The organism is Providencia huaxiensis (assembly GCF_002843235.3).
GTDB classification, from domain to species: domain Bacteria; phylum Pseudomonadota; class Gammaproteobacteria; order Enterobacterales; family Enterobacteriaceae; genus Providencia; species Providencia huaxiensis.
Map to the genome: position 1 here is coordinate 4,215,970 of NZ_CP031123.2, position 13,325 is coordinate 4,229,294.

The 13,325-nt window shown below is 41.7% G+C and carries 12 protein-coding genes; 3 read left to right on the plus strand and 9 right to left on the minus strand.

From position 1 onward, the window contains the following. Nucleotides 1-100: 100 nt before the first annotated feature. The gene (locus CYG50_RS21255) at nt 101-1,051 is read left to right on the plus strand and encodes a vWA domain-containing protein (RefSeq protein WP_102140201.1); all 951 of its coding nucleotides are present in this window, start codon (nt 101-103) and stop codon (nt 1,049-1,051) included. Between the two features lie 71 nt (nt 1,052-1,122). Here the strand turns inward: CYG50_RS21255 and dcuC are convergent, their stop codons facing one another. Further along, nucleotides 1,123-2,496: a C4-dicarboxylate transporter DcuC gene (gene dcuC, locus CYG50_RS21260; protein WP_102140200.1), complete on the minus strand. Its 1,374-nt coding sequence runs from the start codon at nt 2,494-2,496 to the stop codon at nt 1,123-1,125. Continuing rightward, complete coding sequence (gene pepT, locus CYG50_RS21265) at nt 2,493-3,746, minus strand: peptidase T (RefSeq protein ID WP_102140199.1); 1,254 nt, start codon at nt 3,744-3,746, stop codon at nt 2,493-2,495. Before pepT ends, dcuC begins: the two co-directional genes overlap by 4 nt. A gap of 914 nt (nt 3,747-4,660) precedes the next feature. Between pepT and CYG50_RS21270 the strand changes: the two genes are divergently transcribed. Together CYG50_RS21270 and CYG50_RS21275 are read left to right on the plus strand one after the other, a co-directional pair. After that, nucleotides 4,661-6,220 (plus strand): sulfatase-like hydrolase/transferase, encoded by a 1,560-nt coding sequence (locus CYG50_RS21270; protein WP_102140198.1) that lies wholly within the window; start codon nt 4,661-4,663, stop codon nt 6,218-6,220. 128 nt (nt 6,221-6,348) lie between these two features. Beyond that, nucleotides 6,349-7,068 carry an oligogalacturonate-specific porin KdgM family protein gene (locus CYG50_RS21275; RefSeq protein ID WP_102140197.1) on the plus strand — a complete coding sequence of 240 codons (720 nt, stop codon included), beginning with the start codon at nt 6,349-6,351 and terminating at the stop codon, nt 7,066-7,068. A 167-nt stretch (nt 7,069-7,235) separates the two neighbouring features. Here CYG50_RS21275 and CYG50_RS21280 read toward each other — a convergent pair whose 3' ends face one another. From CYG50_RS21280 to agaW, 7 genes are all read right to left on the minus strand, one after another. Next, nucleotides 7,236-8,303 (minus strand): glycoside hydrolase family 88/105 protein, encoded by a 1,068-nt coding sequence (locus CYG50_RS21280; protein ID WP_102140196.1) that lies wholly within the window; start codon nt 8,301-8,303, stop codon nt 7,236-7,238. 17 nt (nt 8,304-8,320) lie between these two features. Next, entirely contained in the window at nt 8,321-9,076 is a 756-nt protein-coding gene (gene kduD / locus CYG50_RS21285) for a 2-dehydro-3-deoxy-D-gluconate 5-dehydrogenase KduD (RefSeq protein WP_102140195.1), read from the minus strand. Nucleotides 9,077-9,145: 69 nt separating this feature from the next. Beyond that, nucleotides 9,146-9,976 carry a 5-dehydro-4-deoxy-D-glucuronate isomerase gene (gene kduI, locus CYG50_RS21290; RefSeq protein ID WP_102140194.1) on the minus strand — a complete coding sequence of 277 codons (831 nt, stop codon included), beginning with the start codon at nt 9,974-9,976 and terminating at the stop codon, nt 9,146-9,148. 37 nt (nt 9,977-10,013) lie between these two features. After that, complete coding sequence (nagA, locus tag CYG50_RS21295) at nt 10,014-11,186, minus strand: N-acetylglucosamine-6-phosphate deacetylase (protein WP_102140193.1); 1,173 nt, start codon at nt 11,184-11,186, stop codon at nt 10,014-10,016. After that, entirely contained in the window at nt 11,183-11,614 is a 432-nt protein-coding gene (gene agaF / locus CYG50_RS21300; protein WP_102140192.1) for a PTS galactosamine/N-acetylgalactosamine transporter subunit IIA, read from the minus strand. Before agaF ends, nagA begins: the two co-directional genes overlap by 4 nt. Nucleotides 11,615-11,676: 62 nt before the next feature. After that, the gene (locus CYG50_RS21305) at nt 11,677-12,564 is read right to left on the minus strand and encodes a PTS system mannose/fructose/sorbose family transporter subunit IID (RefSeq protein WP_102140191.1); all 888 of its coding nucleotides are present in this window, start codon (nt 12,562-12,564) and stop codon (nt 11,677-11,679) included. After that, nucleotides 12,554-13,324, minus strand: coding sequence for a PTS N-acetylgalactosamine transporter subunit IIC (gene agaW, locus CYG50_RS21310; RefSeq protein ID WP_004264436.1), 771 nt, complete (start codon nt 13,322-13,324; stop codon nt 12,554-12,556). The genes CYG50_RS21305 and agaW overlap by 11 nt, the downstream gene beginning before the upstream one ends. Between the last annotated feature and the right edge of the window lies 1 nt (nt 13,325).

Genomic DNA, 13,325 nt, shown 5'->3' on the forward strand with positions numbered 1-13,325 from the left:
AGTAATAATAAATTGCTTGATTAAAAAGAAATGGTAATAAAAACAATAATAAAAAATTATTTTAAAAATATTTAATAGAAATAAATAAAAGGAATATGCGATGGATAAAGAAAAGACAAATGAACAGACCGATGCAAATCAAACCAACCTTTCGGATTATTATGGATTACTATCAAATTCATTAGGAGTAATGAATACATCTCAGATCGTGACGGGAAACGGGCAAATTGCATTAGACTTAGTTGTTGTTATTGATACGAGTGGTTCAATGTCTGATGAAGCTGGGGATTTAAGCAAACAGATTGATGCGACGATTGAGGCTGCATCAGCAAAGTGTCCATCCCACCTTCGGGCGACATTTTTAGGTATCGAAGGGACTTGGGCAAATACAAAGTTCGACCAATCTGCCAGTGAATATTTAATCAAAACAGGCGCGAACGAAAGGGACCTACAGGCTAGATTGCCGTTTAAAGAATCCGATGGGCGAGATCATGCTGGAAATAAAGAGGATTTATGTCGGGCGGTTATTGATATAAGTAAACATTTTGATTGGCGAGATGATGCGCGTAGAGCTATTTTTGTGTTGGGTGATGAAGGAATGGAGGGGGGCGGTGGAATTCTCACGCGTGCTGCTATCGCAAAAAATAACGAAGCCATATCCGTCGCTCAAGAAAGAGGAATTAAGGTGTATACCTACCAAGGCACACCGGATGATAACCCAACCAATTTAGATCGCTTTCCGACCTTGGTGGATAGAGATAACGTGACGCGAGAGTATGAACGACTAGCCAAAGAAACCGACGGACGCTCATACATTTATACCACTGGGATCGCAAATTTCTCGTTGGTTTTACAGGAAATATTGTGTGATAGCTTAACGCCACCAGTAAAACCGGATAGAAGGCTTTCAGAATGCGATTCTGTTTGTGAAAACTTGCCACTCATTATAAATACCGTGAATACATTGTCTGATATTATAAAAAAGACAATAGATTCTTGCTGCCCTGATCCCAAACATGATGACCCCTCAGACTGCCAGTGTAAACATTAGGATTGGTTAGCTAGAAAAAGTAAAAAGCGGGAATATTTCCCGCTTTAATTATTGAATGGTAAATATAGTAATTAGTAAAAAATACCAATAATTGCACAGTGAGCTACAAAACCAACCATGAGTGGTACCGCGGTTCGTTTCACGACATCAAACGGCTGCAATTTTGCGCCACTCGATACCGCAATAATAACCCCCGCAACAGGCGACATACCTCGACCCATGTGTGAGGCTTGTTGCATAGGTAAAATCATCGCAATTGGGTTAACGCCCATACTGTGAGCAATTTGTGGAATGAGTTCAACGAATGCTAAGAATGGCGCATTACCAGAGCCCATAATAATTGCGGCGGCTAAGGTCACTAAAGCGAATACAATCGCCATGGCAAATGGTGGTAAACCAACAGATTCAGCACCTAATATCAGTTGGTCAATAGCACCACTGACTTTGATACCATGAGCAAATACCCCAGCTGCAACCAGTAAGCCCACCACATTACTAAATGCGTGTCCCATTCCGTTTAAGAAGGTTTGGAACCCATTACAAACCAGTTTGAAGTTACGTACACGAAGAGTTTCAATCACCATACAGATTGCCATTGCAATCAGTACGATAGTCACGACATCTAAGTGAATACCGGAAAAGAACAAATTGGATGTTCCTACCGCCATAATAATGGGTAACATAGGGAGAAGTGCATAATACCCAGGAACTGACTTGGTCACTTTCTCTTTTTCATGAGACTGAATGGCTTTACCGATCTCGGGAACAAAGCCTTGCTTACGGTCACAGTGACGTTGCCAGAAAATATGGGTAATACCGACTACTAATACCGTAGCTAACGCTGCAGGGCCCTGATAGTAAAGCACATACTCAACGACAGACATGTCGACCGCTTTCGCACCACGAATAGCATCAATTGCGGTTGGTGTGTAGGCTACCCCAAGAGACGTTGCGATGACCCCAGCTGCAGAAGCAGGTGATAGACCTAAACCTATCATAATTGGGAACATGGTACCCATTAACAGTACGGCTAAGCCTGTCGCTGATGGAATAGCTAATTGCAAGATACTCGCCAGCAAGAAAGAGAAAAATAGCAATACGTAAGGTGAACGCATATTTTTCAGTGGCTTAGTTGCAACACGAACTACCGCTTCATTGGCACCGATATGGTCCATATAGTGCGCAAAGCCCATCAATGCCATGATCATTAAACCGAGATCCGCTGCACGGCTGCTGAATAAATCTCGCATGACTTCAAATGGGTCGAGCCAAGTGATACCGGTGGTGGCGACATTTTTAGGGAGGATAGGCCCCCAGCCAAGGGCTAGGGTGAATATCATCAATACTAAGCCAGCGATTAACAGTACTGGCTCAGCTTTGTATCCCTTCAAAATAAACCGCGCAACCAAAACAACGATAATCAGAACCGTTAGAATTGGGATCATGCTTTAGCTCCTGGTTTGAAGCGTTCTGCGGTGATTTGTACCACTTGTTTTAGTACATCGCTGGCGGCGTAAAGGGATTTCACTGGCAGGTATTCATAGATTGAATGGAAGTTATGTGCGCCTGTGAAGATATTAGGGCAAGGCAATCCATTTTGCGATAAAGCGGCTCCGTCATAGCCACCACGCATTGGGATCACTTTTGGCGTAATGCCACAAGCTTGATAGGCATCAACAGCGATATCGATTGGATAACGGTTGTCACCTTGTAGGCTATTGTAAACGTTAGAGTAGCGGTCTGATAGCTTACAAACAACACTTTCGTTGCCCCAAAGGCTTTCGCAGCTCTCTGCTAATTGTTTTAAGAAAGCCATACGTTTGCGATAGCCGTCTTCGGTAAAATCACGCACATCCATTTTTAAAACAGTGCGAGCGCTGTTACCTGACATTTGTTTTACCCAGTAATAGCCTTCGCGTCCATCTGTATACTCAGGGGCTTCACCACCTGGTAACATGGCAATAAATTTTTGCGCCATTAATAATGAGTTAACCAGCTTGCCTTTTGCGGACATTGGGTGTGCTGATTTACCTGTAAAGATGATTTCGGCATCTCCTGCGTTCCAGTTTTCATAAACTAATTCACCAATACCACAGCAGTCGAGGGTATAGGCAAAATCAGCACCGAATTCTTTAACATCGAAAACTTTAGCGCCACGTAGTCCTTGCTCTTCATCCGGCACAAAACCAATTTTAATTGTGCCGTGTTTAATCTCCGGGTTTTGCTTAAAGTATTGCAGCATATCCATGATAGAGGCAATGGCGGCTTTATCGTCAGCGCCTAATAAGCTAGTTCCATCAGTGACAATGATGTCATCACCGATATAATTCACCAGTTCAGGGAACTCACTCTTACGTAGATAAATATTAAGCTCTTTATTCATACACAAATCTTCACCGGTATATGGCAAGATTTGTGCTTTAGTGTCATTGGTTTGTTCTGCACTGGTGTCTAAGTGGCCAAAGAAAGCAACCGTCGGCACATCATAATCAAGGTTAGATGGCAACGTTGCGGTGACAATGGCTGTGTCACGCAGCTTAATATCTTCAACGCCGAGAGCTTCTAGCTCTTGAACCAGCTGTTTTGCAAGGACGCGTTGTCCTTCTGAAGAAGGCATAATTCCTGCCGCGCCTTTTTCTCTATCAGTGGTGGTGTTAATTTTGGTGTAAGAAATAAACCGCTCAACAATATTCATTCTTTTATTCCCCAGCATCTTATAGAATTCGTTTTACATCAGTTATATCTGTGGCTGTAATTTCATTTCACAGTATTATTCTTTTATCACAACTAAAGATATTCTGAATATCAGACCTGTTGAATTTTTCTAAGAAATGCTAGTGAGAATATAAAATTGATAATTAATAGTGGCATTATTTGAATAATGGATTAGAATGGGCGACTTTACTCCCGCCTTATTCTTCTTATTAAATAACTTTGTTAAATTATTGATATTAAAGCGTGATAATCTTCTTTCACGATGTATATTTTATTTAACACTTCGCTTTAAAATTGTCCTATCTTAAATTTAATTAATATATATATCTGTCAGATAATTAAAATATAATTCACTCTAAAAATAAAAAATATTTTTATTGAAAAAATAATAGAAAGCTAGATGGAATGAATGATTAAAGTCATATTTTGGCATTTTATTTTTTCTTAATTTTAGATAATTGAATAATTTTTATAATTATCCTTATATTGATTAATTTTTACAGAATATAGGATAGTGATAAAAATTTATCTTTTTGTATTGTTTCGGATTACCTGTTTTTTACATTATTGAAAGTAAATGAAAATACGCTAAATGAGGTGAAAGCATCATTTTTATACAATTTACAAACAGAGTTTAGCTTTTGTGCTCATTATCTCTGAATTATTTATTTCTTTTGTAAATCAATATATTATTTTTATTTTCAATAAGTTGGCACCATCTTTTTATTGTGCGTTAGTTGGCTTTTTCTTGGTGTATTGCTCATTTTTTGTGATCTCTACTTGAATTTTGATATTTTCGATCACTTACTTTTTGATCTTATGTAAAAGTATAAATAATATGTATTAACCAAAAACGAAAGAAAACGTAAACGTAAACAAAAAGAGGATGAAGCAATGACTGTTTCGCGCAGAACCTTTATAAAAGGATTAGCAGCCAGCGGTGCAGCAATGTCGGTTTCTAGTCCCATTTTAGCCAGTGATGGAAAACCTTCAAATATTAAGCCTTATCGGCCCGATGACGCCCCTAACTTATTGATAGTATTCCCCGATGAGATGCGTGCCCATGCCTTACAATTTATGGGAGAAGACCCGTCAATTACGCCCAATTTAAATAAGTTTGCGAAACAAGCGAAAGTGATGACGCAAATGGCATCTAATTACCCATTATGTTCTCCATTCCGAGGCATGTTTATGACAGGGCAATATCCTGTTCGTAACGGTATCACAGGCAACGCTCATGATTATGGCGGTAAGGTAGGGATTGATTTATCACCTTATGCCAATTGTTGGTCTGATGTTTTAAAATCATTAGATTACAGCACGGGGTATATTGGTAAATGGCATTTAGATGCACCATATGCCCCTTTCATTGAAAGCTATAACAACCCGATGGAAGGGCGTTATTGGAATGAATGGGCTGCTCCAAACCGCCGCCATGGCTTTGATTTTTGGTACTCCTATGGCACATATGACCTGCATATGAAACCAATGTATTGGGCCAATGATACGCCTCGTGAAAAACCTATTTATGTAGACCAATGGGGACCAGAGCACGAAGCGGATATGGCCATAAAATTCTTACAGAATAAAAATGGGCAGTATCGTGATAATACCAAGCCATTTGCGCTGGTTGTTTCAATGAACCCTCCGCATTCACCGTATGACCAAGTTCCACAAAAGTATCTCGATGCCTATAAAGGAAAAACCTCGCAAGAGCTAAATACTCGACCAAATGTTAAATGGGATGTGGAATACCAAGAAGGTTATGGTCCTCAATACTTTAAAGAATATCTGGCGATGGTAAACGGTGTTGATGAACAATTTGGTCGTATTGTTGATGAGCTTGAAAAACAAGGGCTGGCGGATAATACATTGGTTGTTTTCTTCTCTGATCATGGCAGTTGTCTTGGTGCAAATGGCCAGCCAACAAAGAATAACCCATATGATGAATCGATGCGTGTTCCGATGATGTTTCGGTTACCGGGTAAAATTAAACCGGGGCAAGATGATGCATTAATGTCAGCACCTGATATCTACCCAACGATCCTAGGTTTATTAGGGTTAGAGCAATGGATCCCTGGCTCAGTTGAAGGAAGTAACTTAGCTGAACGCGTAGTCACTGGTGAGGGGGATGTCGCCAATTCTCAACTTTATTTATTTATACCGTATGGTGAACCTTCGTTTGGTAAACGTGGCGTGAGAACGAAAACGCATACATTGGTTATTGACCGCCAAGATGGACAACCGCTGAAATATACTCTTTATGATAATGTGAATGACCCTTATCAAATGAAAAATGTCGCAGACGAAAATGCGCCAATTATTGATAAATTAATTAAAGATGAGCTCATACCGTGGTTAGAAAAAACCGGTGATTCTTGGAGACCAACAGAATTTATTACAGCTACAACAAATAAATTAAATAAAAAAGCTTCAGCTTGTGAAGTTAAATAAATTATTTCTTAATTGCCGCCTAATAAATTAGGTGGCATTAACTAAAAATAATGAAAATATTATTCTCTAATAAAACAGGGAATCACTATCCTCGTGCTTAAATAGTACACAGCTTTGGAATAAAGATAATGAAAAAATTAATTATTGCTAGTGCAGTGTTATTTTCAATTTCATCACAATATGCTCTCGCAAATAACTATAAAACAACAATTGAATATCGTCATCAATATTTAGATGCATCAGGAAAAAGTGGGGACAGAATTAAAGCTTTCTTGGATACAGGAAAGAATATTGGATTTGAACTTGATGCGCGTTATGGAAATAAAGATGGTGCCTATGACGCAATGAAAATTGATGGTTCTGAATTTTCAGCTTTTTATTATACGAAATTAAACCCAAATTTAGTGGGGCTTGTTGGTGCTTCTCTTGATTTTGATAAATTAGGTTTGGTTTATGTTCCTTATGTCCGTTTAAACTATACATTTGATAACGGTATTCGTTTACAAGGCCGTTATAAATGGAAAGTATGGGATTATGGTCAAGCAGGGGAAAATGGCAGTAATTACCACTCTAAAATCCAAGAGTTTGATAGCTGGATAGGTTATAAATGGGGTAACTTAGACTTACAGTATCAGTTAGATTTAATGTGGGAAATGGCCGACAACGCTCAACCTCTTTATAATGATAAGAAATTCGATTATCAGCACAACGTTCGCCTTCGTTATGATATTAAAGCGGATGATGGTGCTTTATGGCGCCCATTTGTTGAAGTGGGTAATGTGAAAGAAAATAGATTTTCAAGTGACCGCCAAACACGCTTCCGTGTGGGTATTCAATATACTTGGTAATATCACTTTTTATTAAATATACATTTGCCCACGAGTGATCGTGGGTTTTTTATTGCCGGCTTGTAAAGAAGAGAGAAAAATAGAAGCAAGAAAAATGGCCAATAAATTGGCCAAAAAGAAAGTAATGAAATGACAACTTGAGCAATGGTAAATCGGGTCGTAATGGATTAAATCTTGAGTTGGATAACTTCACTTGCGGCTAATAAATAGGCTCCTGCTCCATAATCCATATTATGGTCATACTGGACATCTCGTGGGTTGAACGCTGGAAGCTGTACCCAACCTAGCATTCCATTGGGGTGAATACAGCTTTGTAGTGCACACCATGATTTTTCGAGTAAAGGCAGATAACGTGTCTCTTCCAGTAAACCTTGATTTAAGCCCCATGCTAAGCCATAGCTAAATAATGCAGTCGCACTACTTTCAGGGGCTGGGAAGCTTTGTGGGTCAAGTAAACTGGTACGCCAGAAACCATCATCTTGTTGGTATTGAATGACAGCTTCCATTAGTTCAACAAATAAATTCACATACTGCTGGCGGGCAGGGAAACCATCAGGTAAAGATTGTAAGATACGTGGGATAGATGCAATAACCCAACCAATACCTCGACTCCAAAATACTTTCTCACCATTTTTTTCACGCAATTCACCGCCTTTGCCATCTGGAATATAGCGATAATCACGATAAATTAAGCCAGTTTCAGGATCACGCAAATAGTCTACTGCATCCCAATAAGCGGTATGCATGTAGTCTAAGTAGCGACTGTCATTTGTTTGAGCTGATAAGGCAGCAAAAGCTGGGGGAGCCATGAAAAGTGCATCACACCACCACCAGTCTTCTCGACCTGGTTTTGGCTCAGCTAGCATAAGGTTGAATGCGTTAATAGTGGGTTCAAGGACTTCTGGATGATCAAATTGTGAATTTACAGCTAAATAAGCTTGAGTACAGACATGGTCATCGGCAAAACGCGGGTTAGGTCCTGTACGAAATCCAGTATGTAATGTGTAATCCAATACACCAGTCAGATATTCGTTATCCTGTGTTGCTTGCCAAGCAGCGGCAACACAAGACCACAGAACACCACGTTCCCAATCCGTATCTTTAATAAAACGGGTTTTACCACTACGACGAAGTACACTGCGTACTTGGTTTTTTGATTGAAAACGGTAAACTCGTTTCATGTCGTCTAAAACCGTATCGCGCTGTAATGGTTTTGGTAATGATGATTGTTCCATTATTTTCTCCAGATAGGTTAGCGAGCTAACCAGCCACCATCAACCGCAATGGTATAACCATTAATATAGTCGCTTGCTTTGGAGGCTAAAAAGACAGCTGGGCCTGCCAAATCCTCTGGTGTTCCCCAACGGCCTGCTGGAATACGCTCTAAGATAGCCGCATTGCGGTCTGCATCAGCGCGTAGTGCTGCTGTGTTGTCTGTTGCCATGTAACCTGGGGCGATTGCATTCACATTAATGTTGTATTGGGAAAGCTCAGTAGCGAGAGCACGAGTGAGCCCCATGACAGCGGACTTACTTGCCGTGTAAGATGGAACTCGAATACCACCTTGGAACGAGAGCATTGAAGCAATATTAATAATTTTACCGCCATTTCCTTGCTTCACGAATTGTCGTGCAACACGTTGAGATAAAAAGAATAGGGTTTTTTGATTAATATTAATCACATCGTCCCAATCTTTTTCACTAAATTCGAGTAAGTCTTCGCGACGAATAATACCCGCATTATTAATAAGGATATCGACATGGCCCATGGCAGATACGGCATCATCAACTAAAGTTTGCAGCCCATCTTGTTCCATTAAATTCATAATAATATAGTGAAACTTGCGGCCTAAAGCTTCGACCTGAGCACGTGTTTCAGGGGCATCTTGGACTCCAACTCCGACAATATCTGCGCCTGCTTGTGCCAAACCAATTGCCATTCCTTGACCTAAACCAGTATTACATCCAGTGACAATCGCGACTTTTCCAGTTAAATCAAATAAATTCATATGTGCCTCACTTACGATGTGACGGTACAGCCACATCGTTTTTTTATTTTGTTCAAAAAGATAAAGGGATTATTTCAGATCTTTCATGGCAACATGGTCCATGTCGTGGAATACCTGATTCTCTCCAACCATTCCCCATATAAATGTATAAGCAGCGGTTCCTACGCCTGAGTGAATCGACCAGCTCGGGCTAATAACGGCTTGTTCATTACGAACAACAATATGGCGGGTCTCCGAAGGCTCACCCATATAATGGAAAACAACGTTGTCTTCTTTCATATTGAAATATAAATAGACTTCCATACGGCGCTCATGGGTATGGCATGGCATGGTATTCCATAAGCTGCCAGGCTCGAGTACTGTCATACCCATTGATAATTGGCAGGTTGGTAAAATCGATGGGTGTAAGAACTTATAGATGGTACGAACGTTACAGTTCTCAACATTACCTAATTTTTCTGGCGAAGCTTGTTCGATAGTAATTTTGCGTGTTGGGTAAGTATGGTGTGCAGGTGCGCAGTTCATGTAGAAGCGTGCAGGAGTATTGGCATCGGCACTAATAAATTCGACAGATTTAGCGCCCATACCGATATAAATAGCTTCTTTTGGTGCGATGTCATAGGCTTCGCCATCAACGATAACTTGGCCCGCGCCCCCAATATTAATTGCACCCAGCTCACGACGCTCAAGAAAAAAATCAACGCCTAATGCTTTTCCTGCCATTAGCGCGAGTGGTTTTTGTGTTGGAACAATACCACCCACAATAATGCGGTCGATATGGCTATAAGTGAGATTCATTTCCCCTTCACGGAGCAAATTCTCGATCAGGAACTGTTTGCGTAAGCCTTCAGTATCAAGTGTTTTTGCATGCTCACTGTGAATTGGTTGACGAATTTCCATTATAAATACCTCATAATTTACTGATAGGTAACCGGCCTTAATGGTCGGTATTCCCGAATACAGAGTGAACGTGTTCACCTCTGATGAATGTGTCTGTTAGATAAAAATTGTTATCAACAACAGCGAAATTAGCGTGTGCTCCAACTCGGATGTAGCCAAATTGGTCATCGATCCCAAGGTATTGAGCGGGAACCGAAGTGGCCATTTGTACTGCTTCCCACTCAGGAACATGCGCGAGTTGCACCATGTTGCGCAATGCGCTATCAAGGCTACATGTACTACCTGCAAGAGAGCCATCAGCCGTGCGGGCTTGTCCTTGAGTGACTTTTACTGTTTGCGCACCAAGGAGATAATCGCCATCCGGTAACCCTCCAGCTCGCATACAATCTGTAATTAAAGCGATCTGCTGATAACCTTTCATTCGATAAGCTAGCTGCATCATGACAGGGTGAACATGAACGCCATCGGCAATCAGTTCCGCAAGGACATCGTGGTACAACACTGCGCCACAGCAACCGGGCTCTCTATGATGTAAACCCGTCATGCCGTTATAAAGATGTACGCCACAATCTGCACCATGTGAAAATGCAAGACTGGTTTGTATGAAATCAGCGGCAGTATGTGCAACACTGGTCTTAATACCGCGTTGTACTAACCAATCAATAGCCTCAATGGCACCTTCTGCTTCGGGGGCCACTGCAACCCGTAAAAGTGTGTGATTAGCACATTGCACAAGGTCTTCCAGCTCATGAATGGTCGGTGCTTTTAAGTACTTAACAGGATGTGAGCCTCGATGACGTTCAGTGAAGTAAGGGCCTTCTAAAAAACTGCCGACTAACTGGGCTCCTGATGTTTGCGATTTGGCGATAAACTCACAGACTTGGGTGAGTGCACGTTTGATATCATCCATTGGTGCGGTGACGGTGGTTCCCACCCAAGCAACAACACCGGTTTTGGCTAATGCATCGGCTATGGTTTGCAACCCTTGTTGGCTTGCATCCATGACGTCTGCGCCAGCACGCCCATGAATATGGATATCAACAAACCCCGGTAGTAAGGAGCGGCCTTCCAGGCGAATGACAGGGCAATGTTCGGGAGCGGTATCCGTAATTTCTTGTATAACACCGTTGCACACACGAACATACTGCTGATAACGAATTCCCTCAGGAGTAAAAGTACGATCCGCTAAAAGGGCATATTGTTGTTTCATAGGCCATCTTCTTCAAATTCAGTTTCTGACGTCATAGCCAGTTGCTGACGTAGGTCTTGAATACTGCGAGTCCCTATATCGTGTAAGATAGAAAGGAGTTCTTTTGCATCAACCCCTTCACGCTCGAATGCCGCATTAACGATCATCGGCAGGCTAACGCCAGCTACAACTTCAACGAATTGATTTTCCATCATAATTGCCATGGCGCGGTTACAAGGGGTTCCACCAGGAAGGTCGGTGAGAAAGAGCACTTGTTCACAATTCATAGCGTCCATTGCGGCTCGCATTTGTTGTTCTAATTCATCGGGAGAAAGGGTTTCAACAAAATCAATAAACACCATATTTTCCTGTTCACCTGCGATAGCCTTGACCGCAGAGGCCATGCCGCTCGCAAAATTAATGTGCCCAGAAACAATCAAACCAATCATTGATAACTCCTTGCTGGTGGGTAACTTAGCTACCCACCTAAAAACAATTTAATACGATCCTGTTACATCACACCGAGTACGTGGCCAATAACGCCGAAGGCTAAGACAGAGAAGATAAGAACGGGCGGTTTGGCCCAGAAACCAGTCCCTTTCACCATTTTGAACATCAAAAAGACGAGGCAAAGCGGGAGTAAGTTAGGCATGATTTTGTCGAACAAGGCGGTTTGTAGTTCAACCACCTTGCCGCCTACCTCAACAGCAGCGGTGGTTTGTACTTTTATGAAGGTGGCGGAAAGTGCCCCAATCACAAAAATCCCCATGATGTTGGCGGCTTTAGCGAGCTTTTCTGTTGCATCGCTCATATTAACCATTGCTGCGGTACCCGCGCGATACCCCATGAACATCAAGCCGAAATAGACAAAAAAGTGAACAATTTGGTACAAAAAGAAGAAAACAAATGGGCCGGCAATTGAGCCTTCCATTGCGATAGATGCACCTAATGCTAAAGTCAGCGGCATCAATGTCATATGGTCGATAGCATCGCCAATGCCACCTGTTGGCCCCATACCTGCCACTTTCATAACGTTGACAGTTGACGGCTTCTCTTTGTTTTCTTCCATGGCCACAGCTGTACCAAGTAAGAACGTAAATAATTTTGGACTCGCATTGAAAAACTGTAAGTGATTTTTCAGTGCAGTTGCATAATCGCGTTTGTTATTACCATGAATTTTGCGTAGGGCTGGGATGATGGAGAAGGCAAAGCCTCCCCCCTGCATACGTTCAAAGTTAAAGTTACCTTCCATAAAGAGCCCACGAAAAGCACAACGCCATAGATCGCCTTTCGTGATGACTTTGCGGACAGTGGTATCTTGGTACTCATCAATGCCATCAACGTAGGATCCCACTGGTAAGTTTTTGGTTTCTACTGCTGTTTTGTTATCAGATACCATCTTCAAAATCCTCATTTTGTTGTGAGTTATTTTTATTGTTGTTACCGCTGAAGAAGTAATACAGTGCTGCCGCAGATGCGCCGAGTATTGCCACTGCCATAATTGGCAGCTTGAGATAAGTAGTCATGACGAAACCAACAAAGAACACACCAGCCACTTCTTTTGACCACATGATTTTTAACAGCATCGCGAAGCCAATTGCTGGAACCATTTTCGCGCCAATACCTAAGCCTTCGAGGAGTACTTTTGGTGTGTTTTCATCAATCCATTGTGCTGCGTGTTCACCGAAGTAAACGGTTACAAAAGCGACGATAGCGTAGAGCAAAGAACGAACGGTAATGGTGGCGACTAATAACCGGGAGATCCCCGCTGCATCTGCTTTTTCAGCGTAGCGGTCAGCTTTCCCCATGGTGAATGCGGTAATAGCAAAAAAGCCGATAATGATCATTTGCATGAGAACGGCAATTGGCATGCCGATTCCCATCGCTACTGCTGGTGATTGATTGGTCATAATGGCAAATGCAACAGCAGCGATAGTACCTAAGGTAACATCAGGCGGCTGAGCCCCTGCATTTGGAACAAGACCAAGCCAAGCTAATTCTAATGTTGCACCCGCAATTAAACCGACTTGCATATCACCCATAATCAGGCCGACAACAGGCCCTGTGATCAGTGGGCGGTGGATATTGAGTGCAACGTCATACTTATCTATACCGCAAAAGAAGGCCCATAAAGCCACGAGAGAAGCTTCATAAATCATA